The organism is Blautia sp. BCRC 81119, assembly GCF_003184505.1.
Taxonomy (GTDB): domain Bacteria; phylum Bacillota; class Clostridia; order Lachnospirales; family Lachnospiraceae; genus Blautia_A; species Blautia_A fusiformis.
In genome coordinates, this window is record NZ_QJHD01000003.1 from 60,001 (window position 1) to 84,575 (window position 24,575).

The 24,575-nt window shown below is 39.2% G+C and carries 17 protein-coding genes; all 17 read left to right on the forward strand.

From position 1 onward, the window contains the following. Positions 1–11 precede the first annotated feature (11 nt). The 17 genes from DMI82_RS02410 to DMI82_RS02490 all read left to right on the forward strand — a co-directional run bounded on the left by DMI82_RS02410 (position 12) and on the right by DMI82_RS02490 (position 24,567). The gene (locus DMI82_RS02410; RefSeq protein WP_242981798.1) at positions 12–9,368 is read left to right on the forward strand and encodes a DUF6531 domain-containing protein; all 9,357 of its coding nucleotides are present in this window, start codon (positions 12–14) and stop codon (positions 9,366–9,368) included. Positions 9,369–9,434: 66 nt separating this feature from the next. After that, on the forward strand, positions 9,435–10,295 hold the full coding sequence (locus DMI82_RS20020) for a contact-dependent growth inhibition system immunity protein (RefSeq protein ID WP_007884653.1): 861 nt from the start codon (positions 9,435–9,437) through the stop codon (positions 10,293–10,295). A gap of 17 nt (positions 10,296–10,312) precedes the next feature. Next, positions 10,313–10,939 (forward strand): hypothetical protein, encoded by a 627-nt coding sequence (locus tag DMI82_RS02420; RefSeq protein WP_007884654.1) that lies wholly within the window; start codon positions 10,313–10,315, stop codon positions 10,937–10,939. 327 nt (positions 10,940–11,266) lie between these two features. Next, positions 11,267–11,701, forward strand: a complete 435-nt coding sequence (locus DMI82_RS02425) for a helix-turn-helix transcriptional regulator (RefSeq protein WP_007886453.1) — start codon at positions 11,267–11,269, stop codon at positions 11,699–11,701. Positions 11,702–12,235: 534 nt separating this feature from the next. Then, the gene (locus tag DMI82_RS02430) at positions 12,236–14,203 is read left to right on the forward strand and encodes an ATP-dependent DNA helicase (protein WP_110102393.1); all 1,968 of its coding nucleotides are present in this window, start codon (positions 12,236–12,238) and stop codon (positions 14,201–14,203) included. A gap of 155 nt (positions 14,204–14,358) precedes the next feature. Continuing rightward, entirely contained in the window at positions 14,359–15,483 is a 1,125-nt protein-coding gene (locus DMI82_RS02435) for a tyrosine-type recombinase/integrase (RefSeq protein WP_006426957.1), read from the forward strand. Positions 15,484–15,511: 28 nt separating this feature from the next. Then, on the forward strand, positions 15,512–17,242 hold the full coding sequence (locus DMI82_RS02440; protein WP_007886448.1) for a tyrosine-type recombinase/integrase: 1,731 nt from the start codon (positions 15,512–15,514) through the stop codon (positions 17,240–17,242). Beyond that, positions 17,232–18,731, forward strand: a complete 1,500-nt coding sequence (locus tag DMI82_RS02445; RefSeq protein ID WP_006426955.1) for a tyrosine-type recombinase/integrase — start codon at positions 17,232–17,234, stop codon at positions 18,729–18,731. Before DMI82_RS02440 ends, DMI82_RS02445 begins: the two co-directional genes overlap by 11 nt. Continuing rightward, entirely contained in the window at positions 18,706–19,089 is a 384-nt protein-coding gene (locus DMI82_RS02450) for a DUF6262 family protein (protein ID WP_015513361.1), read from the forward strand. The genes DMI82_RS02445 and DMI82_RS02450 overlap by 26 nt, the downstream gene beginning before the upstream one ends. A gap of 140 nt (positions 19,090–19,229) precedes the next feature. Further along, on the forward strand, positions 19,230–19,973 hold the full coding sequence (locus DMI82_RS02455; protein WP_006426953.1) for a hypothetical protein: 744 nt from the start codon (positions 19,230–19,232) through the stop codon (positions 19,971–19,973). An 87-nt stretch (positions 19,974–20,060) separates the two neighbouring features. Next, positions 20,061–20,288 (forward strand): flavodoxin, encoded by a 228-nt coding sequence (locus DMI82_RS20625; protein ID WP_080543125.1) that lies wholly within the window; start codon positions 20,061–20,063, stop codon positions 20,286–20,288. 144 nt (positions 20,289–20,432) lie between these two features. Further along, positions 20,433–21,434 (forward strand): aldo/keto reductase, encoded by a 1,002-nt coding sequence (locus DMI82_RS02465; protein ID WP_015528537.1) that lies wholly within the window; start codon positions 20,433–20,435, stop codon positions 21,432–21,434. Between the two features lie 128 nt (positions 21,435–21,562). Beyond that, a complete protein-coding gene (locus tag DMI82_RS02470) occupies positions 21,563–22,066 on the forward strand; it encodes a flavodoxin (protein ID WP_110102395.1) in 504 nt (167 codons plus the stop codon). Positions 22,067–22,086: 20 nt separating this feature from the next. After that, positions 22,087–22,641 carry a flavin reductase family protein gene (locus DMI82_RS02475; RefSeq protein WP_006426948.1) on the forward strand — a complete coding sequence of 185 codons (555 nt, stop codon included), beginning with the start codon at positions 22,087–22,089 and terminating at the stop codon, positions 22,639–22,641. Positions 22,642–22,656: 15 nt separating this feature from the next. Further along, positions 22,657–23,418, forward strand: coding sequence for a carboxymuconolactone decarboxylase family protein (locus tag DMI82_RS02480; RefSeq protein ID WP_110102397.1), 762 nt, complete (start codon positions 22,657–22,659; stop codon positions 23,416–23,418). Beyond that, a complete protein-coding gene (locus DMI82_RS02485) occupies positions 23,408–23,692 on the forward strand; it encodes a helix-turn-helix domain-containing protein (protein ID WP_227573777.1) in 285 nt (94 codons plus the stop codon). The genes DMI82_RS02480 and DMI82_RS02485 overlap by 11 nt, the downstream gene beginning before the upstream one ends. Before the next feature lie 452 nt (positions 23,693–24,144). After that, positions 24,145–24,567 (forward strand): MarR family winged helix-turn-helix transcriptional regulator, encoded by a 423-nt coding sequence (locus tag DMI82_RS02490; RefSeq protein ID WP_110102401.1) that lies wholly within the window; start codon positions 24,145–24,147, stop codon positions 24,565–24,567. Positions 24,568–24,575 lie beyond the last annotated feature (8 nt).

Sequence of the window (24,575 nt, forward strand, 5' to 3'; positions counted from 1 at the left end):
AGAAAGAGACTATGAAGAGATTTCGAAAGTCGGCTATAGCCTTAGTACTTGCACTCCTGATGGCACTACAGGGAACAGAGCCTATTTTTGTACAGGCAAAAGAGGCCATTGAGGATGTACAGAAGAATGCAGATTTCTCCAGACCAGAGGCTTTGACGGAAGAGGAAGCAGGGATTACAGATTCCACATCTGGAGAACAAGATAAGAGTCAGCAGTCTGATGCGGACGTACAAAATGAAACGACGCCATCAGAAGATACAGAGACGCAGGAAGAACAGACAACTCCAGCGGAAGAAACAGAAGAAAATCCGCAGGAAAAAGAAGTGGAGTTGAAAGAACCACAGGATTACTATCCGATTCCAGAAGAACCGGAAGGTGAACTGATTGATTATGATGCCATTTCCAAGACTTATAAGACAGGGGACAAGCAGTATACAACCGTTTATGGAGGTTATGTCGGAACTTATAAGAATGAGGATGGAGATACCGAGCTGGTTGATAATACACTTGTAAAACCAGAAGAAGCAGATACTCCGGCATCCGAAGAAGCACAGGAAGCCAGCAGTGTAGTGGCAACTGAAGAAAAGGAAGAGAAAACAGAAGTTTATCAGAACAAGGCAAACGATTATGCTATCCTTCTTCCGGAACAGATGTCAGAAGAGAATGGTGTAACGATTGAAAATGGAAAGACCAGAATCGGGATCATTCCGGTAGATGGAGATTATACACATTCCGTTATTAAAGACAATGCGATCCTTTATAATGAAGTTTACGAGGGCGCAGATGTTCAGTATACAGTACTGGATTCCAGCATTAAGGAAGATATCGTACTTCAGCAGCCAACAGACAGGGAAGTCTATGAATACGAGCTGCAGATTCCGGGGTATCAGGCAGAAGTAAAAGACAATCAGGTCTATATCTATCCGGAAGGGAAGACAATCAAAGATGCGAAGTATCTTCTGGAGACGCCATCAATGGAAGATGCTGCCGGGGAAATCAGTTTCCTGATCACATTGGAACTTCGGGAAGAAGATGGAAAAACAATCCTGACCGTAAAACCAGATAGGGATTGGCTTTCGGCAGAAGAACGTCAGTATCCGGTCAGGATCGATCCGACACCAGTAGAGATTCAGAAGAGTTCCTTTAACATGATCGGTGTGGAAGAGGGAAGTCCTACCAGTCAGATTGGTGACAACAATTATCCGTATGTCGGATTTGATGATGGTATTAAGTCTGGGAACCTTGCAGGATTTGGTACTGCACACCAGAACTGCCGGACTTATATCAAAGTAAATTCAAATTTTAGTCAGATTCCGAAAGATTCCAAAATTGACAGTGCAACATTTGCAGTCAGTCAGAAAACTGCATACAGTGGTGGTGCATCCCAGTTTGGACTTTATCGTGTAGATCAGTCGTGGAACACCTCCATCACATGGAAAACAAAACCAGTAAATCTTACGTTTCAGGATGTACAGAATGCAAGTACCAGCAGGAACAGCTATATCAATTATGACGTCAAAGATCTGGTCAATGACTGGGTGCAGGGAACTCATGCGAATAACGGATTTGCACTGGTAGCCATTGCCGAGGCAAATAACCTTGGAGCTTCTATGCAGTGTGAGGTACTGAATAACAGGGCATCCGTTTATGGACCGAAACTCAGCATCCAGTGGTCACCGGCTGAAGATCCATATCTGCGAGATATGTCACTGGATGAAACAACGATCCTGCTTCGCCCGATGACAGAAAAGAATACAAATGGAAAGCTGAAGTTTGATGCCGTATTTGCAGACGGAATTGCAAAGAGCAAATCTACAGTAGAATATTATCTGCTTCCAGATGAGGAAAATGAAGAACATCACGAAACAGATGCAAAACCATTGTATTCCTATCCAGACAGTACTGAATACAATAAGCAGTTCCCGGAGGCGAATAAGTATTACAGCAAAGATTCCAACTGGCAGAGTGCACTGTATTCAGGGCTGACGAAGGACAAGCTTTATAAGATCAAAGCAAAAGCATCGAAAGAGATTGATGGAAAGCTGGAAACAGGAAAAGAAGTGACCAGTGACAGCTTTGTGATCTATGAAGTGAAGCAGTTTGATACATTCCCGAAGATTGCAAAATATTATGGTGTTCCGCTTAAGAACATTATGAAAGACAATCAGGTTATGGACGCACTGGTAGTCGCAAATAACACGATCTTTATCCGTAACCCACAGACAAATGTTCCATATAGTCCTGCACCGCTTACCGATCAGGATAAGATGCGGATTGACGGAGCATTGATGGGAAGAGGCCTGCACTGTGAATTTGGATTTGAACCAGTCAACTTAAATACTGGTAACTTCTACATGGATCAGTCCGATGCGACGATGAATGAACTGAATGGAGAATTCTCCATTACAAGAAGCTACAATTCCAAAGGAACAGACCAGCATTCCATGTTCGGACGTGGATGGAGCTTTAACTATGACCAGTCACTTTCTCAAATGGAGGACGGAAGTCTTCTGTATATGAGAGGGGACGGAAGTTATCTGATCTTTGATAAGAATGAAGATGGAAGCTACACTGCTCCGGATGGTTATGTATATGATTTAAAAGCAGTCAGCTATAAAGATACAGACCATGACTACATCGGATGGGAACTGACAGATGCGGATCAGAGCGTCTGGTCATTTGATAAATATGGAATTTTACGTTATGTAACGGATGTGAATGGATTTAAGACAGTATTAGATTATGACGATGATTATAATCTGAGTAAGATTACAACACCATCCGGAAAAACATTCGGGGTAAAACAGGATAAATTCGGGCATATCAAGGAACTGTCTCTTCCAGATGGTGGAAAAGTTTCTTACAAATATGATGAGCAGGGAAATCTGATATCTGTAACAGATCCGAATGGAACAACAAAAGAGTACAAATATGATGATGACAGCCGTATGACAAGCTGGAAAGATGAGAATGGCAATACGGTTGTAAAGAATACTTACGATAAAGAAGGAAGAGTTGTAGAGCAGACTGATGCAGAAAAAGGAACGGCAACTTTCAAGTACGGAAAGAGTTCTACTACAACAACGGATAACGAAGGAAATAAGACCGTTTATCATTATGATGATCAGTACCGCACAACATCCATTGAATATCCGGATGGAACAACCTGTGAAAAGACTTATAATGCAGAGAATCAGCTTGCTTCCGAAACGACAGCAGCCGGAACAAAAACTTACACTTATGATACATTTGGCAATGTAGCAACGGAGACAAGAGAGGATGGAAAGACAGCCTCTTATACTTATAATGAGCAGAATAAGCTGACCAGTGCAACTGGATATAACGGAGCAACGGTTACTTACAGTTATGACGGTAATGGAAATATGGTCACATCTACAAAACCGGATGGAACAGCCATTACCTATACTTACGATGACAAACATCGTATGGTATCCCAGACAGACGGCAGAGGTGTCACAACAACGTATTCGTATGACGGACCGAACATGACCGGATATGTGGATGGAAATGGAGCAGCATGGGGATTCACGTATGACGCGATGAATCGTGCAGTTACCATGACAGATCCACTTGGAAATGTAACCTCGAACAGTTACGATGCGAATGGCAATCTGACTTCCAAGACAGCAGCCGATGGCGGTGTGACCGCTTATACGCTGGATGGTGTGGGAAATATTACAGCAAGTACTGACGCACTGGGGAATACCACCACTTATACTTATGATAAGATGTACAACATGACCAGTGGTACAGATCCGAAAGGAAATCAGATCAGCTACGTTTATGATAAGAATTATCAGCAGGTCAAAGCAACCGATGCAAAAGGAAATACAATTACTTATAAGTATGACAGCATGGGACGTGTCATAGAAGAGAGTAATAAAGATTTTGGAACAAAGCTCTATGAATATGACAAAGCAGGAAATCTGAAAAAATATACCGATGGAAATGGAAATGCAACCGTATCCAAGTTTGATTCTCTTGGACAGGTGCTTCAGTCCAAAGATGCAGTTGGTAATATAACCAAATATGAATATGACGCATTAGGAAATGAAACCAAGATTACTTATGGAGATGGAAGCAGCCATTCCAAGGAATATGATAACTGCGGAAGACTCGCTAAAGAGACAGATGAATTAGGTGCAGTTACCACTTATACTTATGATGCGGCAGACAATCTGGTATCAAAATCAGATGACAGTGGAAGAACCTGGACTTATACCTACGATAATACAGGAAACCGCTTAAGTGAAACCAACCCAGAAGGTGGAACTACCACATATACTTATGATAAAGCAGGAAATCTGGTATCTTCTACCGATGAAGAGGGAAGAACAGATACTTATGCTTACGACAAGGCAGGAAATCTGACTACATCCAAAGATGCCCTTGGATATACCGTATCCATGAAGTATGACTTAAATGGAAATCTGGTATCCTCTACCGATGAAAATGGAAATACCAGTACCATGACTTACGATGGTAATGGAAACATGACATCGGTAAGCGATGCAAAGGGCAACATTACAGCAATGAAATATGATTCCACCGACAATCTGGAACAGACGGTGGATGCCCTGAAAGGAAAGACCACTTACGAATACGATTCACAGGGCAACAGCACAAAGATGACAGATGCCCTCGGCAATGCGTATAGTTATGTGTATGATAAAGAGGGAAATAACACATCCATAATACTGCCGACAGGGGACAAGGTGCTGATGGAGTACGATGCCATCGGACAGCTTGTAAAATGTACGGATGCACAGGGACTCGTAATCACCTATCAATATGACGGAGCAGGCAACCTGATCCATTCCTCCGACAATGGTGGAAACAGTATGGATTATACTTATGATGGTGCCGGAAATGTACTGACACAGACCGATGAACTTGGCAGGACAGCAACATACAAGTACGATCAGTACGGCAGACTCCTGAAACTTACTGAAGCAGACGGAAGTATCACATCTTATGAATATGATGTTATGGACCGCATTACAGCGGTAACGGATGCGGAAGGTCATAAAACAACCTTTACCTACGATAAAGTCGGCAACCAGTTATCCATGACAGAAGAAGAGGAAGCCACATATAAATACGCTTACGATAAGAAAGACCGGGTTATTTCTCAGACAAATCCACTGGGAGCATCCAGCACCTTTAAGTATGACGGAAATGATAATGTGACGGAATCTGTCGATGAAAACGGTACGGTTACCAAGTATGCTTACGATAAAAATGACAATCTCGTATCCCAGACAGACGGAAATGGAAATACGACAACCTACCAGTATGATGAACTGGACCGCAAGATCGGTGAGACTTCTCCGTTAAAAGAAACAAATGAATACCGTTATGATGCCATTGGAAATCTTACCAAATCAAAAGATCCGATGGGACTCATTACCGAATACAAATATGACAGCCTGAGTAACATGACGGAACAGATTTCTCCAAAGGGAGCAGTTACCAAATATGATTACGACAAGCATGGCAATGTCATTTCTGTAACGGATGCAAAGGGAAATGAGACACAGTACAGTGTTGACCTGAATGACAATGTCACAAAGATGACACAGGCGAATGGTGGAGAGTATACCTATAGTTATGATAAAGCCGGACGTCTGAAGAGTATGACCAGTCCACTGGGTTATACTAAAAATTTCTCTTATGATAAAGTGGACAACGTGGTAAAAGAAAGCGACAGCTTAAAGAGTACCACTACTTATACTTACGATAAGCTCCATAACATGAAGTCTTCTACCAATGCACTGGATGGAACAACCAGCTTTTCTTATGATAAGTATGGCAATCTGGTGAAGGAGACAGATCCGCTTGGACGGAGCAATACCTACAGTTATGACCTGGCAGGTCAGATGACTTCTGCAGCTGATCCGCTTGGTAAGATAACTGCTTACACTTACGACCCGGCAGGAAATATTACTGAGATCACCAAACCGGGTGGAAGAAAGACCAGCTATGGATATGATAAGAATTATAATGTTACATCTGTAACAGATCCGATGGGCTATGTTGCAAAGACAGTCTACGATAAAGACAACCGTGTAACAGAAGAGACCGATGCACTGGGGCAGAAGGAATCCTATACCTATGATAAGGACAGCAGGGTAACTTCTATTACAGACAAGCGTGGATTCACAACGGGATTTGATTACGATGCACATGGGAATATTCAGGTTGTTACAGATAAGACCGGATTAAAGAGCCATCTGGAATATGACAAGAATGACAACCTGACCAAAGTAACTGATGCCCTTGGCGGTGTAACAACTTATGGTTACGACAACATGGATAACCTGGTGACCTTCACCAATGCAGCAAATAAGACAACGAATTATACTTATGACTTAGAAGGCAACCTGACATCCATCAAAGATCCGGCAGGAAGAACGGAGAAATTCGACTATGATGAAAAAGGCAGACTGACCGGACATACACAGGCAAGCGGCAAGAAAACCACGTATGATTACGACAAACTGAATGACCTGTTGGAGAAATCTTATCAGGACGCAAAAGGCGAGACATCCGAAAAGGACGTGACCTACGCATATAACAGTGCCGGGGAACGGGTATCCATGAAGGATCAGACAGGCAAGAGCAGCTACGAATACGATGCACTTGGAAGAATCACCAAAGTGACAAGCGGTTCGAAAAAGGATGTCAGCTACGTTTATGATGACGCAGATAATCTGCAGGCAATCGTATACCCGGATGGGACAAAGATCAGCTATGAATACGACTTAAATGATAATCTGGTAAAACTGACAGACCGTAATAGAAAAGTAACCACTTACAAGCATGATGCACTGAACCGTGTGACAGAAGTTACTAGAAGTAATGGAACAAAGACGGAAGTATCTTACGATGCAGAAGATCATATCACAAAGATTGTGAATACCTGTGGTTCCTGCGGCAAAGTAATCAGTACTTATGAGTACAAGTACAATGATCAGGGATATGTAGTTGGAGAAACAGCTACGGAACTGGAAGCTGGAACAAGAAAGACGCCAAGCTGGGAAGACTGGTACAACTGGGGCGATACACAGAAAGAGACAGACAAAGCAGACTGTGAGCATCAGGAAAAAGAGATCCAGACGACACGTACCTATGAATACGATGACAACTGGGAACTGACACGCTGTACAGAAAAAGCAGAGGGCGGTAAAAAGACAGTCCATAATTATACTTATGACAAGATTGGAAACCGGACCTCTTACGAGAAGATCGAGGATGGTGTCAGCAAAGCAAAATATAACTATAAGTACAACGATTCCAACCAGCTCATCAAACGCACCAATGCAAAGATCTGGGGCGATCCGGGAACAACCTACAGCTATGATAAAGATGGCAATCTGATCCAGGAATGTGATAAGACAAACAGTGCAGATCCGGTTACTTATGAATACACAGCAGAGAATCGTTTGGCAGTAGTAAAACAGGGTGGAACAGTCCTGATGGCAGCCATGTACGATGGAGATAACAACCGGGTATTCGAACTTGATAACACCTATAAATGGGAAGACTGCTATGGCGATGAAGTCCTGATCCCGGCGAACCAGCGTACCGAAGATGGAAACAGCCCGAAAGAGCAGCTTGCCTCTCTGGTAAAAGGCGGTTCCAATGCCAAAGGATACACACTGACAGAGTATATCAACGATATCAATCGCGAGAATACAGAAGTCCTTGCAGAGTATGGAGCAGACGAGAAAGTACGTCAGGCTTATACTTATGGAGAAAGTGGAATCGGAGAACGGGTAAGCGTTGATAAATCGGAAGAAAGCAGTTATTATTTATATGACGGAAGAAACAGCGTGACCGGAATCCTGACCGAAACAGCTAATCTGACGAACAGTTATCAGTATGATTCATACGGTAACCTTACATCAGGAACAGCAGACGGTGTCAATTACTACGGTTACAATGGGGAGTCCACAAATGTAAAAACAGGACTTCAGTATCTGCGGGCAAGATACTATAACGCAGAGACCGGAACCTTTACAACTGAAGATAGTGACCTTGGAACGACAGAAAATCCATTGACCAGAAACCGCTACGATTATACGACCAATAATCCGCTGAATTACAGTGATCCGACAGGACATTCATTGTGGAGCAGGATTAAGAGTACAGCTAAAAAAGCAGCGAAAGCAGTCAAGAGTGTCGGCAAGAAAATCGTTAATACTGCGAAAAAGGTAGTCAAAACAGTAGTAAATACAGCTAAGAAAGCAGCAAAAACTATTGTTAACACAGTGAAGGGGGTAGCAAAAACTGCCAAAAATGCAGCTAAACATGCAAAACAGACATATCAATCTGTGAAAAATCGTGTAACCAGTAGCAGTACATATCAAAAGATCACATCCAGAGGAAGTCAGTTTATTCGTTCTGTAAGCAATGGGGTACAGAAAATTGGAAAAACTTATACATCTTTCAAATCCTATGTTTCAGAAAGAACGGCAGAAATCCGCTCAGAAGTGGTACGACATATGTGTACGACAACAAATCGTATTACAGATAAGCTTGGAAAAGTAGACTGGAATGCGGTGAAAAAAGTAGCCATTGGTATAACTGCGGTTACAGTTTCTGGTCTTGTAGTTGCTGCAACAGGCGGTTTGGCTGCAGGAGCAGTTCTGGCAGCATTGCCAGCAATGGGTGGCTTAGGAACGGCGATGGTTTCAGGAGCAGTTATTGGAGCTATTGGTGGAGCTTCATATAGTGCAGTGAATTCAGGTTTGTCTGGAAATAGTCTGAAACAAGTAGCAAAAGATACGTTAGTCGGTGGTATTGCAGGAGCAGTGACAGGTGGCGTTATGGGTGGCCTTAGTTATGGGGCTGGGAAACTTTTGAATGTAGTAAGGAGTGCAGGAAGTACCCATAATGATGGGATTGATAAATCGTTTAAAAAATTAGTTGCAGAAGTAACCGAAACAAAATTGCCAGAAGGCACTTGGGAAAAACCACCATTAGAGCGAGGAGATATTATTGACAAAGCTATGGGAAATAACTTGGGACACAATTTCCCGACCATAGATAAAGTAGAAAATGGTGTTGTGACTAGTGTTAAAAGCCGAGACTTAGGTGCAAAGACTTATCAAAATGGTAATAAATTGGAAAAGGTAATTGTCAAGGACATTAATAAAGTTTCAGGATTTATAGGAGAAACATTTAATGGTAAATTTGTTAATGCGGAAGAAATAGTGGGTAGACAATTACAAGTAGTTGTTCCAAATGTAACATTAAGCGAAGCTCAGATAAATGCAGTTAATAATGCTACAAAACATGGTATTGATAAAGGTGTTAAACTCATTATTACAGTAGGAAAATAATAGCAAAGTAAATAGCTTAAGGGGAATATTTTATTCCCCTTAAGTAATAGAGAGGAGAAAACGGATATGATTTCTGTATATTATAATCAAAAATATGGTTTCTTAATTGTGCCTAATGCCATTGAAAGGTTTATGGGATGTTATATTTCTATCGAACCTACAATTGAAATTATGGCTGAAGAAACAATAGATAAGATAGGCTGTGCAATTAGAAAAGGAATAAAAATTGCAGAAAGTTCCCCAAAAGTAGACGAATCTCAATTAAACAATTTTTGGAAACAAACAAAATATAAAAGTTTTCCAACATTTTCCAAGAATTATCAAAGAATTGATTTGAAACAAAATGGAGATGAATTAGAAATTAGAAGATGGGAACGGAATAATAGAGGGGGATATTCGCGAAAAACGGAAGAAAAAGATTATATTAATTTTATAGAAATGTCGGATTATGAATTGGGCTTGTTTATAAAAAAAATGTTTGAACCATGTGAAATTAGAATTGATGAAACAGAAAGATTTGAAACATTAGAGGGGAAAATAATTAGTTATTCGATTCCAAATGAGCATTATAAAAATATTGGTGATGGTCATACAGATTCTTATATGACATATAGAAATGAAGATTATGATAAGTTGTATATTTCTTTTTTGATAGGTGATGGAACTGATTGTACAGATGAAGTAAGCATAAAAAATCATTACAAAAAAATATACAAGCAAATGTCGAATATTAAATTTGAAAGTAAATGTAATAAAAAATATGTACATTTTTTAACAGAAAATGGAGAAGTATTGCTGAGTTTTATTGATAATGGTTATGTGGAGTTTTTTATGTGCATTCCATATAATATTGAAAGAAAAGTTCAAAAGGAGTCAATAGAACAGTATTTAAAAATGTTATTTTCGATAAAAATTGAAGATAAATAAAGCGTGAAGGAGAGAATATGCAAAAGAAGAATTGTGTTTTGTGCATAAGTATAGGAATTATAGTATGTATATTGTTATCAGCTTGCTCCAGACAACCAGACTTTGATGCCAAATCCTACGTCCAAAGTTCTCTTGATGCACACTATCATGGAGAATATAAGGACTATGCGAATCTGTTAGAAATCTCGGAAAAAGATGCCAAGAAAGAAATCGAAGAGGATTTTAATGAGAGTATCCAACAGCAATTTGATGATTCCGATAACATTACGGATAAAGGAATTGCTGATTATGCGGAAAAACTGACAGAAGTAAAGAAACTGGCAAAATACAAAGTACAAGATGTGAAAGAAGAGGATGGAGTCTATACAGTAAGTGTACAAGTTGAACCATCCAATGTATTTCAGACATTGCAACAAAGCTCTACAGAGGTAAGCAATGAAAAAATAAAGCAGGGATTGGATGGAAATGATCCGGAAGTCTTTGCAGCTGTATTAACAGAAAGTGTCCAGAAGAGTCTTGAAAAGAACAGATATGGAAAAGCTGTTACTGTAAACGTATCCGTGGAAAAAGATAACTCAGGAAAATATGGTCTTTTGGATACAGAGATGAATAAGTTGGAAGCAGCGATGTTCCCAACAGAATAAGAATGAATGGAAAGCTATCAGAGGAAAAAAACTGGTAGCTTTCTTTTAAACTCCAAGACAAGAAAACTTGTTAAAAAAGCTATTGTAATAGTAGAAAAATTATAATAAATAATGGATGACAAGAGTCTTTTATTCATTATGAGAAAAAGAAGGAATCTCCTATGAACCAACAAGAAATATTCACGTAAGATGGAAAAAAGTGCTGTAATCGAAGAGGTTGCAGCATTTTTTTCTTCGACATTTTTCGAACATTATAACGTACCTATCCGGTCACCGCCATGCTCCGATTTGATTTCTATATCAAAAATCAGATCGGAGGAAAGATAAATGGCTTATAACAAGACAAGTGAAGAACGAAAGTGGAATTATTGGAAAGAACAGGAAGAAAAGAAATTGCGTGAACTGGGAATGGAAGAAGAGAAGATCCAAAAGCTGCGCCAGATGGACAGGGAAGACTTTCTGGAAGAGCGCAGATACCGGGAACATCTGGATGAAACGATGCAGGATATGGATTCCATAAAAGAAAAGGACAGCGAGCTGTTTGCAAGGGATGTAAAGGAGCTTCTGGATCACATAGGTGATAAGCGAATCTATGAACTATTGAAAGAAACGGAGCATCAGACACTGGAAATCCTCTTACTCAGTACATGGGGATATTCTGGAAGAGAAGTTGCTAAGATTATGGGAATGGCAGAACAGACGATTTATACCAAAAGAAACCGTTTGAGAAAAAAATTAAAAAATTTATCAAAAATTGAATAATTATGGCGTTTTTCGTCGGCTATTTAATAGGCAGGTAAATTTTGCCAGTGTACTTTGACAACCTCATACCAGCATTACAGGTACGTTCCCGTAAGTAGAAGCGTGGCAGGAAGACGCGAGGACAGATGAAAAGGGCATGGAAGAAATTAGACCAGAAAGTGAGAGGCAGAGTTCTTTTGTGGCGTTTTCGTTTCGAGCGAATCATCTTTAACTGAAACAGGACCGTGGCGGTCTTTTGCGAGGATCACTTACGAGGGGATAATGATACATAGGAACTGCCAGTGAGCAGAGGATGGACTTTGGGTTGTAATCAGCAAGACTTTTAGAAAATCCGTGAGCGGTGCAATGCCAAGCATCCGCCTGTAATGTTCCCGTAAGGCAATGGGGGAGTCGAGGACAAATACAACGCCAAAAATCAAAAGTATAAGAAATCAAGGAAGAATGTGTCGTTGATATCAGATACATACGGCTGTAGGGAGAAATCCTTTACAGCCGTATTGATGTGATATCAGCACGCATATCAGGTAACAAATTATGTATTACACAAGAGAATATCTCAATAGAGCGCATCGAGAAATTGATACTATTTTCCGAGTGCTGTTCCCGGAACATGGAATGGCAGTAAGGGAAGAACAGATTATGTTATGCCACAAAATGCTGGATAACCTGCTGGGAAGAAACATAGCACTGTGTGACGCGGGTGTCGGTATCGGCAAGACGTATGCCTATCTGGTGGCCTGTGTTCTGATGAGAAAATATTCCCTCCTTGCAGAAGGATGTTCCCCTTATGAGCAGCGTCCGGTCGTGATATCCACTTCCAGCATTGCACTCCAGAAAGCAATTCTTACAGAATATATCCCTTTTCTCTCCCGGATTCTTCAGGAGAACGGGACGATTCAGGCCCCTATTAAAGCTGTGATACGAAAAGGGAAAGAGCATTTTGTCTGCGATGAGAGGTTGGAGCACCGAATCGTTGCAATCGAAGAAAAAAACAAAAATGCGTTGCAGAAAGAAGCTCTGCTGTCGTTGAAAGAACATTATGATATGGACGAAGTGTCCAACTTAAGTGGGTTTGACAGAAGGATGGTGAGTGTACCGAAGTTCTGTTCGGGAGACTGCCCGAAAAGAGGCTCATGCAGGTATCAGCAGTATCTGGAGCGTTCCAGAGATCATGAAATGTTCATTCAGATCTGTAATCACAATTATCTGCTGGCTGATGGTTATCACAGGCTGCAGGATTACCGCCCGTTATTAAAAGACTACCGAGCATTGATTGTCGATGAAGCACATAAGCTGCCGGATGCGGCAAAGCAGATGTTTGGGAAGAGCCTCTGTTATGACGATATCCGAGAAATCTGCTTTTATCTTGGGAATGAGTACCAAGGCCCGGAGATAAGAAAACTGTCCGGGACGATCCGGATGGTGCTGGACATCATAGGAGAAAACCACAGAACCAGATATGGGATAAAAGAAGAATTCCACATGACAGAAGAGTGTGCAATGTATTTATATGAGGGGATACAGACCATGAATAAGATCATAGAAAAATTAGAAAAGAAGATTCCAAAGTGGATCAGAAACAAGCTGGAAGAAACCAAAAGTGTGCTGGAATGCTTTTTCCATCAGGATAAGAAGTATGTGCTGCATCTGAAGCAGGACCATGACCACCGGATTATATTGTGTGCATCCAGCAGACGGATTCCACAGTATCTGGACCAGATGTTATGGAGCAGAGGAATGGGAGCGATTCTGACAAGCGGAACTTTAAAAACCGGACAGGGATTTTCCCACATTCGGAAAATGACAGGATTACAGAGAGTGCGGAGAGTCCGGGAATATGTGGCAGACTCCCCGTTTGAATATCAGAAGAACTGTCTGTTATATCTGCCAAAGAATTTGAAGACATGCAGAAGAGAAAGTCAGGAAGAGGCAGAGATGATAGCAGACCATATCCATTCACTGATCTGTTCGACTTACGGGCATACGCTAGTGCTGTTTACATCTTATCATTTGATGGGAAACGTTTACCAGATGTTAAGGGATGAAATTCCGTTCCCGATGATAGAGGTGTGGAGACATTCACCGGAAGAGATCACAAGATTTAAACAGATGGACAATGCTGTCCTTTTTGCAGCCGGCTCCTGTTGGGAAGGAGTAGACTTCCCTGGAGATATGGTATCTTCGCTGATTATAGTAAAACTGCCCTTTGCTGTTCCTGATCCCATCAGTGAAGCACAGAAGAAGGAATATGCCAGCCTGAAAGATTATATTCAGGCAGTGATTGTTCCAGACATGCAGAAAAAACTAAGACAGGGATTCGGACGTGCTCTCCGCACCGAGACAGATACTTGTGTCGTGTCCATTTTAGACGAGCGTGCAGGAGAAGGTGGCAGGTATCATGAGGAAGTAATGTGTGCGCTTCCGAGCTGCAAGATGGCAAAAGATATCAAGGATGTCCAGCACTTTATTCGAAACCGGAAAGGCGTGGAATACTACCTGTAACCGTTCGTGGTTCTGCTACAGAAAAAGCAGATTTTGCACGAAAAGTTTGGTGGTATTTCAAGGGCGTTTTCGGTGGGATTGTTGGTATTGATGAATAGCTATTTCGGCATGAAGTGGGTATACTGTGTATAGCGTTAGAGGAAAGGAGGCAGCTTATGATATACAAGGTGGAAACGATAAAAGATGGAACAGAAAAATATTTTTTCATCAGAAATCTGGAAACAATGAGTATTGAAGAACTGCCAAGTAAATATCTAATGCATAAGATTAAATGTAAACGTTCACCAAATACAGTGAAACGCACAGCATTTTCAATCTGCTATTATATGAAATATATGGCAGAGAAAGAAATGGAACTCACAGAAGTCTATCAGTTAGATTATGAAAAACAGACAGAACACTTTGTGGAATTTTTATACTGGCTTAAAGCCGGAAACCATACAGAGCAAACGGCTGGAGAAAAGAAGTGTCCGAATGAAGGAACCTGCAACGCATACTTAAAAGATGTGTTCAGGTTCTATTTATTTATAGAGGCAGAATATGAACAGTACGGAAGTCTCAAAACCTTATCGTATAACCAGATTATAGCGGTTAATCAGGTGGGAGTAAAAAAGGTACTGCGGAATCATTCTTTTAAAGCCTATCTGAAGGAAGAGGAACATCGTGGGAGAACAGCAAAAGAAAATCAGATTATTACAATTTTACAGGCCTGTACGAACCGAAGAGATCAGCTTCTGTTACTTATGTTAGCAGAAACCGGATACAGAATTGGGGAACTACTGGGAGTAAAATATGTCAAAGATATTGATTATAGGAATCACATGATAAGGGTATGCTTCCGGGAAGATAATGAAAATGAAGCGAGAGCCAAAAATGCGGAATACAGAAGTGCCAAGATAAGTAATGATACGTTTGAATTTCTCATGGATTATCTGGCAAAATATCGGAAAATCCTGCAACATCAGGATTACCTGTTTGTGAATATCATGGGTGAGAACATTGGAAAGCCATTAAGAGTGGACAGTGTATATGATATGTTGGACCGAATGGAAAAGAAAACCGGAGTTAAAATCACACCCCACATGTTACGTCACTATTTTGCAAATATGCGAAAGCAGGCAGGATGGGAACTGGAAATGATCAGTCAGGCATTGGGGCATAAACATTTGGATACGACTATAAAGTATCTGGACTGGCTGGATGATGAACTGATAGAAGCAAGTAATGAGTTTTATGCACAACACACTGCTATTTATGGGGCGGAACGTCTGCTGGAGTAGGGAGGTGTGAGAAATACCTATATATTTATTGCAACAGGCAGAACACATAACAGAATCTGAAGTAGATATTGAGAAGAAAAAGCAGGAACTATATTCAGAAATTGATGCACTTGGAATAAAAAGCGATTCAAGAATTAACAAATTGAAAAAGTTCTTGGCAGATAGAAAAATCTGGCATCTGGAAGAAATGGATTATCCTTTGCGAAATTCGTATGAACAATATTTAAGAGGACAGATACGATCACAAATTGTATCTTTCTATTTGAAAATATATGATACGGTAAAACAACAACATATCTATCAACAAATGCAGACGCTAAATGGAAAGCGGATATATGAATGGAAATATCAAAATAAAATTTATTTTCTGAAGTATTATCCGGAAAAGGAAATAGCTGAGACCTTTGAAACTTCTTATAAAACAAACCTATTGGTGTGGGATTTTACACAAAATTGTTCAGAAGTTTTAAAGAAACAAATTTTTTATACGTTGAGTCGTATCATTGCCAATACTTCAATGTCTAAGGCTTATAGAAATGTCAGGTTAAAATCCTTAAAACTTCTTTATGATTCTTGTGTTCAGTTAAATATTACGGATATTGGATTGCTGGAAATGGAACAAGTGGAAACTATTTTAAAGAATTTTCCCGAAACGAGTCAACGAAGTATTTTAGGTGAATGCAGAAGAGATGCGTTTATGCAGCAGGAACAGATCCAATGGGAAGCAAATGTATGGTATCTGGAACGATTACATCTTGGAAAACATCGGATAGACGAAAGTAAATCCTTAATTAGCATTTCTTTTATGGAAGTCAAGGAAATACAGAATCGAGAAATTTTACAGGCATACATGAAATATGAACTGGGAATTACTGGACAGGCAGTCAGCACGATTGTACGAAGATTTGTATGTATTAGAAATTTTATTGAACTGCTGGAACAAGAAAAGATACTGGCGATTCATGCAACTGTCGCAGAAGTAAAAAAGTATGCAGACGGCTTGCGAGAACGGGGAATACAGGCAAAGGGATTTAATGAAAGAATTTTCGGTATCGGTCATTTTTATAAATTCATGGAAGTTAAACAGTATATTACAAGAATGCCATTCCGAATTGAATATTTCCAACAAAAAGAAGTAATAGTACATCATGATCGTAGCGTTGAGGAAACAGTATATATGGAAATTTTGAAAAAATTATATCTTTTTCCAGAGCGATTACGATGTATGTTCCTACATCTGTGGTGTCTAGGATTACGGGCGAGTGAAGTGTGTACATTGAAAGGAAATGCTTATTATCAGCAGGGCGAGGATTATTGGATTCAGGTGTATCAGGTCAAAATGAAGAATTATAAAAGGATTCCAATCCCACAGGCACTTTATCAGATTATGAAAGTATACTTGAAAAAACATGAAATTCAGCCTGAAGAATTCATTTTTAAAAACAGCAGAGGTGGTGCTTGTCTATATGGTACATTCCGAACTCAGATGATAGAAGCGTGCCGGGAAAATAAGATTGCAAATGGAGAATATTTATTTCAATCACACGATTATCGACATACAGTAGCAACTATGTTTTATGACAGTCATGTATCACTGCAAAGTATCAGGGATTATCTTGGACATACTTATGAAGAGATGACAAGACAGTATATTGATTATATGCCGCAAAGGATTGCAAAAGCAAATGATGAGTTCTTTGAAATGCAAGGAAGTAGTTTAGCATCATGGCTAAAGAAAGAGGAAAAAGATGGAAAATGATATTATATACTTCAGCGATTTCCCCAATTTACAAGAAACAGGGACACGTAAGGATAATGGAAAATTTGATTTAACGTTGCTTCCAACGCAAGAATTAAAGGAAGAGTTTCGAGGTTATATTATGTATCGCTGCAAAAACGGAACGTTTAGAGCATTGATTCAGGATCGAACAGCTTATAATCATATTGCAAAGTTTTTGAACAGCAGAATAAATCGGAGAATCAAAAGCCTTGGAGATAGAAATCCAGAAAAATGGATATCACTTTTAAAAGGCTGGATGTTAGAACAGGGAATAACTATTGTAAAAGAAAAGAAGAGTGTGTATGGTACAGTAAGCTATGGCGAAGCAGTGACGATATTATATTTCAGAAACGTACTGAAATTTTTAGGGCCAGAAGATTTACGGGATGAGATAGAAAAAGATGTTTGGGAACTAAAAAATCTGGATATTAAAATCAGATCCAATCCAATTTATAATGTAAAAACACTGGATTTCAGAAAAATATATCAGCCAGATATCAGGGAAGAATGTAAGAAAGCTGTTTATATGAATCTGCAGTATGAAGCAATAGGAACTGTACAGGGAGAATTGACAATAATGAGGATATTCTCAGAATATCTCCAAAAAGAGTATTCCAAAATAAAAAGCTGCAGTGAAATAGACAGAGAAGTGTTGGAAGAATTTTTGATACATCTGTCAACAAAAGATACTTCCCATAGTGCGAATAGTTCTTATGTAATTTCATTAAGACGACAGTTAGAGACAATCGGAAAAATTTACAGCTATGAAAGATTGGAGCATTTATTTATTAATACGGATATTCCACCGGAAGTAAATGCAGAATTTAGAGTGTATTCTGATGATGAAATGAAACGACTGAATGCGGAAATTACACAGATGGATGTACAGATTGCAAGATGTCTTCTGATACATCAGATGCTTGGAACTAGGATATCAGATACCCTTACACTGAGACCAGATTGTCTGACGAGAGAAAATGGCCAAGATATGATTGAAATATATCAAGTTAAAACTAAAAGATATAAAAAACCGATCAGTAAAGAACTTGCAAAACTGTTACAGAGTTCTATTGAATATACACAGGAAAAGTTCGGTGATACAGAATACATATTTGTTAATGAAAAAGAACCTGACCGCCCGATGCAGTATATGGCTATAAAAACAAAAGTCATGTCCATGATACAGGAAAAGCAGTTGAAAGATGATCATGGCGAATTATTCGGGTTTGGAACGCACATGTTCCGGCACTACTATGGCGTCAAACTTACAGAAATGCATCTGGATGACTGGACGATAGCGAGACTATTGGGGCATAAAAGACTGAATAATGTACAGCATTACCGGAAAATGAGCAATCAAAGAATGGCAGACGAAACCAGAGAAGTAAGACAGAGGATGAGTGACATCATATATATGAGTCTGGCAAGATGGGGTGAAGAATATGAGCAAATACGACAAGATGATTGAGGAAAATCAGAGAAAAAGTAAAGAGAAAATTGAACTGGCATTGCAAGCAATACAAGATATGCTGGCAAATAAAGAACGTATCAGCGTTCCAAAGCTGATGAAGAAAACTGGATTGTCGAGAGGATTCTTTTATAAAAATCCAACCGTCCGGGATACATTGAACCAAGCAGTAGAGCAACAGGCCGGAATGATAGATCCAAGAAGAGAAATTCTGAACATGGCGATGGAAAAACAGATTGAACTGTTGAACCAGAAGGTGGCAGCTCTGAGCAGAGAAAATAAGGAACTGAAGAGAAAGAACGAAAAGTTACAGAAGGCATTACGGAAACAGGATTTGAATTTTATTAAGAACTTATAACATTGAAAATAATAAGATGGAAGAGATGTGTGCAGACACATCTTTTCATCGTTGAGGATAAAATATATAGAATGAGAATGGGATTGTTTTATGGTATACTAAAAGTGAAATGCTAACTTTGATATGAGGTATAAAACAATATGACAGAAATACAAATTAAAAATTTAATTAAAGAATATGAAAAAGAATATATTGAGTTTATGGAAATTGAGAAATTACCACAGTATAAGATAGATTTTTTTGAAATTAATGTTGAGGAAAGCGATGCAGCAGGATTCGCTTCAGCCGCCCAAGCTTACTATAATACGAAAACAGATGAACATATATTAAGGATATGCAAAAGTTCGGAAATACCAAGGTATATTGTGTTTCATGAATTTACGCATATTTTAGATACGGAAATGTATGCAAAGCAAGATTCTTGGAAATATATGGCTTTGTCTGGTTATACAGAATATCATGCAGCACAAGTTGAATTGATGATAATGTTAGGAGCAGATAGTATACAAACTCAAGATTTTTCATTTACAGTTGATGTTGAAATAGGTAATAGTACAGTTAGGAATTACCTAAACTCAAGACATCAATTAGTAGTGAATATGATGAATAGAACAGATTTTCCAAGAGATATTGAAGCATTAAAAACAACGGTAGGTGTGCTATATAATTATTTTGGAGTGCGTTCTATATGTAAAATGTATGCGAAAGATTATACTGAAGAAGTGGATAACACAATTATTATTCAGAAACTTTCAAAAGTATTATTTGAAGAGATAAATAGCTTTATGGTTGGATGGTTTAATGAAGCACAAGTAGAGCTGAGCTTTGTGTCATATATGAAAATAATGTGGCCTATGCTTCAAAGCTATTTTGGAAAAGAATGAAAGATAGTAACAGTAAACACAGTTTTGTATACAGTTAAACCCAGTAAAATCAACGCATGAGGGGAACTGGCTACATTTTAATTTCCTATCTGGTGGGGAATTGCAGCATGGCCAGTAGATAACTTTGTAAAAGAGAATGACTTTACAGGAAAAACAGTCATCCCATTCTGTACAGCAGCGACCTCGGGAATCGGTGACAGCGGTAATCTTCTGGAAGAGATGACAGGAACAGGTGACTGGAAAGAAGGGGAACGATTCCATGGTGGAGCGTCTGAATCAGATATCAGTTCATGGATAGACAGTCTTGGATTATAAAAGAATATAAAAATATTTGGAGGAATCGTAATAAGTAAGACATAACCTTTAGGTTTAAACTGCCTAACAAAGAGAGACTTCTGTCCGGAGTCTCTTTTTCTTATACTTACAGTAAAGTTTGAAATATAGAAAAGGAAGATAAAGATGGAGATAAGAATTTTAGGAAGAGACTTAGAAGTATCAGAAATCGGATTTGGATGTATGGGAATGAGTCATGCATATGGAACTGTTTCAACACAGAAAGAAGCAGAAGAATTGATTGAAAAAGCGATCGATGAAGGCTGCACATTTTTTGATACGGCAGAGATATACGGAACAACAGAAGACCCTCATCACAATGAAAAACTGCTTGGGAAAGTGTTAAGGCCATATAGAAACAAAATTGTCCTTGCATCAAAGTGTGGGATACGTTTTGATGAAACTGCAACAACTGTAAATAAACCTTTGATTCCTGATGGACGACCGGAGACGATTAAAGCATCGATTGAGGGATCTTTAATGAGACTTAACACAGACCATCTTGATTTATATTATATTCATCGTATTGACATGACTGTACCGATTGAAGAGACGGCAGGAGCTATGAAGGAGTTAATGGAGCAGGGAAAAATCACACACTGGGGGTTATCAGAAGCTAGTGAAGAGATTATTCGACGTGCACATAAAGTATGCCCGGTTACAGCGATTCAGAACAGATATTCCATGATGTACAGGGATTATGAGAAATTATTCCCGGTGCTTGAAGAATTGAAAATAGGATTTGTTGCATTTTCGCCGCTTGCAAATGGATTACTGACAGCAGCATATCATTCCCATGGGGAATTTGAAAAGCCGGGAGATTATCGAAGCGCAATGCCACAGTTTACAGAAGAAGGATTAAAGGAAAATAATGAATTTATGTCCTGGATGAAAGTGATTGCAGAAGAAAAAAATGCCACGCCTGCACAGATTTCTCTTGCATGGATGCTTGCAAAGAAACCATATATCGTACCAATTCCGGGAACAAGAAAAGTAAATAGACTGGAAGAAAATATGGAATCAGCAGATATAAAGCTGACTCAGGATGAAGTAAAATCTATTGATGAGATGCTTGCCCATATGCCGATGTCGCAGGTGTTTGGAGGTTCAAAAATACAGAAGAAATAAAAGAGGTGAGCAATGAAAACAAGGAAAAAGATAACCATCGGGGTAATAGTGGCTTTCTTAGCGGTAGTCATGGTGGGTTATATCTATCTGTTTACAGGGGCTAAAATAAGTAAAGGAGAATAGAGATAATGGAGAAAATGTTAGTTGTATATTATTCCTGGTCAAATGGAAACACGAAAAGAATTGCAGAGCAGCTGACTAATGGGACAGGTGCAGATATTGCGAGAATCGAAACAACAGAGCCATACAGCGGCAGTCATGAAGATGTGGTTGAACAGGGAAAAAGAGAGGTAGAGGCAGGCTTTATGCCTCAGATCAATCCGATATCTGTAAATCTTGCTGATTATGATGTGATTGCTATCGGAACTCCAACGTGGTGGTATACGATGGCACCTGCAGTGCTTACATTTTTGACAACAAATGATTTTACAGGAAAGACAGTGATTCCATTTATGACAAATGGTGGATGGCCGGGGCATGTTATAAAAGATATGGAGGAAAATTGCAAAGGAGCTGCCTTTGCACATGAAATGCAGATTCAGTTTGATTCCAAAGGAAAAGATCATCTGGAAACTTCAGAAGAGGTGATTACAGAATGGATTGGGCAGATAAATACTGATATAAACAAATAACCATAAGGAGAGATAAAACAATGAGAAAAAATTTTGGAGCAAAGCCATTTTTATATCCACAGCCGGTTATGATTCTGGGAACCTATGATGAAAATGGAAAGGCAAATGCAATGAACGCTGCATGGGGCGGAATTGTAGGTGCAAATGAGATTATTGTAGATTTGTCTGCCCATAAGACAACAGACAATATTATAAAAAATAAGGCTTTTACAGTAGGGGTGGCAGATCTTGAACATCTGGTTGCCTGCGATTATGTGGGAATTGTTTCTGCAAATAAAGAAGCAGATAAGATGAAAAAAGCAGGCTTTACTACAACGAAAGGTGAATTTGTAAATGCACCAATCATCAATGAACTTCCATTGACTCTTGAGTGTGAACTTGTAAAAGTCATTGATGGCAGCAAGTATCTTGCGGAAATTAAAAATGTAAGTGCAGATGAGAAATATCTCGGTGATGACGGAGAAATTGATCTTAGTAAGTTTACACCAATTACATATGATCCGGTACATCACGGATATTACAGACTTGGAGAACGTGTGGGAAATGCTTTTAAGGATGGAGCAAAGTTAAAATAAGGACAGGTGATTAAAGTGAAAAAAATTGTACAGACAGCAGGAAGAAACGCACTGAATGAATTTGCACCACAGTTTGCACATTTTAATGATGATGTTTTGTTTGGAGAAAACTGGAATAATCAGGATATTGATGTAAAGACAAGATGTATTATAACAGTCACAGCACTTATCGCTTCAGGAATGATTAATACATCTTTAGTACATCATTTTGAAAATGCAAAAGCTCATGGAGTGACTCAGAAAGAAATTGCAGCCGTGATTACCCATATAGCATTTTATGCAGGGTGGCCAAAAGGATGGGTGGCATTCAATCTTGCAAAAGATGTCTGGAGTATAGACGAAGGTGATCTTTCATATGAAGATGAAGCAATGAGAGCTCATGCTAAAAAGATGATATTCCCGATTGGAGAGCCAAATGATAAATTTGCACAATATTTTACAGGGAAAAGTTTTTTGGCTCCTGTGTCTACGTCACAGGTTGGAATTTTCAATGTGACTTTTGAACCTGGTTGCAGGAATAACTGGCATATTCATCATGCAAAAAGCGGAGGCGGACAGATTCTTATCTGCATTGCAGGACGTGGATACTATCAGGAAGAAGGAAAAGAAGCAGTAGAAATGAAACCCGGAGATTGTGTCAATATTCCGGCAGAAGTAAAACACTGGCATGGAGCAGCACCAGATGAATGGTTTTCACATCTGGCAATTGAAGTACCGGGAGAAAAAACATCATCCGAATGGTGTGAAACAGTAACGGATGAGATATATGGAAAATAAACTTGATGCAGTCCAGTACTATCAGGATCACAAAGATCTCGGAATACGTGGATGTGCAGAAAATCTTGGCATCGGATACAGCACATTAACAAAATGGCTGAAAGACTTCCGGGAATCAGGTGATATTCCTGTTCGTGGTTCTGGTAATTATGCATCTGATAAGCAGAAGGAAATTGCCCGTCTCAGACGTGAATTACGTGATGCCCAAGATGCACTTGATGTGTTAAAAAAGCAATCAACATTCTGGGAAAATGACGGAAGTCATTTATTTTGAAGTGTCTGAGAAGACGGAAACTGCCAAAAAGGCTGGATGCCGGGTTTCCGTCTCTGGGATGTTGAAATTTTTAGGTGTCTTTCGCTCAGGATTACATGTAAGTATAGATGATGTTTGGGATGCAACATGATAGAAGAGCTGTAAGATTTTGAAAAGAAAATCTTATGGCTTTTTTTGCAAACAAATAGAAGAGGAAAATAGTGTTAAAATGTAAAAAAATATTTTACAATAATAAAAAAGAAAAATGCTGATGAGGTATCAATTACGATTTAGTTTGAGCTAATATCATGGTATTACCCTGAAACAAAGACACTATATTATCAAGAGGGTAATACATTGTACAAGATTCCAATATACTAAAAAAGTTATTGACATACGCCACAAATATAGTTATAATTCCAAATGTTTGAATTATAACTATTTATATGATAAAAGAAGGAGCTAAATAATAAATGGATGATTCATTTCACTACCTGTCTATGATAAACCATATGACTGTCCAGAAAAAACTAATGGAACAGCTGGCAGACACAGGCCTTACCTTGGGACAGCCCAAAGTATTGGATTACCTGAAAGATCGCGATGGTGCCAGCCAGAAAGAGATTGCGGCAGGATGCCTCATCGAGGCAGGATCTTTAACGTCCATTTTGAACCGTATGGAAGAAAAAGGTCTGATCGAAAGAAAAATGCTCAATGGAAACCGTCGTACTTTTCATATTTTTATGACAGAATCCGGAAAGAAAAATCAGAAGCTTGTGGAGGAGGCTTTTAAGAAAATAGAAAAAACTGCATTAAATGGTATTTCCGAAGAAGAGCAGAAGTTGTTTATGGATATTTTTTGCCGGATCTATCGAAATCTTGCAGATATGAAATGAGGAGGAAA

Coding starts and splice junctions, on each gene's coding strand:
- DMI82_RS20020 (WP_007884653.1), top strand. CDS start 9,435: ATGATTTCTGTATATTATAATCAAAAATATGGTTTCTTAATTGTGCCT.
- DMI82_RS02485 (WP_227573777.1), top strand. CDS start 23,408: ATGGAAAATAAACTTGATGCAGTCCAGTACTATCAGGATCACAAAGAT.
- DMI82_RS02420 (WP_007884654.1), top strand. CDS start 10,313: ATGCAAAAGAAGAATTGTGTTTTGTGCATAAGTATAGGAATTATAGTA.
- DMI82_RS02475 (WP_006426948.1), top strand. CDS start 22,087: ATGAGAAAAAATTTTGGAGCAAAGCCATTTTTATATCCACAGCCGGTT.
- DMI82_RS02465 (WP_015528537.1), top strand. CDS start 20,433: ATGGAGATAAGAATTTTAGGAAGAGACTTAGAAGTATCAGAAATCGGA.
- DMI82_RS02445 (WP_006426955.1), top strand. CDS start 17,232: ATGGAAAATGATATTATATACTTCAGCGATTTCCCCAATTTACAAGAA.
- DMI82_RS02455 (WP_006426953.1), top strand. CDS start 19,230: ATGACAGAAATACAAATTAAAAATTTAATTAAAGAATATGAAAAAGAA.
- DMI82_RS02450 (WP_015513361.1), top strand. CDS start 18,706: ATGAGCAAATACGACAAGATGATTGAGGAAAATCAGAGAAAAAGTAAA.
- DMI82_RS02435 (WP_006426957.1), top strand. CDS start 14,359: ATGATATACAAGGTGGAAACGATAAAAGATGGAACAGAAAAATATTTT.
- DMI82_RS02430 (WP_110102393.1), top strand. CDS start 12,236: ATGTATTACACAAGAGAATATCTCAATAGAGCGCATCGAGAAATTGAT.
- DMI82_RS02410 (WP_242981798.1), top strand. CDS start 12: ATGAAGAGATTTCGAAAGTCGGCTATAGCCTTAGTACTTGCACTCCTG.
- DMI82_RS02425 (WP_007886453.1), top strand. CDS start 11,267: ATGGCTTATAACAAGACAAGTGAAGAACGAAAGTGGAATTATTGGAAA.
- DMI82_RS02470 (WP_110102395.1), top strand. CDS start 21,563: ATGGAGAAAATGTTAGTTGTATATTATTCCTGGTCAAATGGAAACACG.
- DMI82_RS02490 (WP_110102401.1), top strand. CDS start 24,145: ATGGATGATTCATTTCACTACCTGTCTATGATAAACCATATGACTGTC.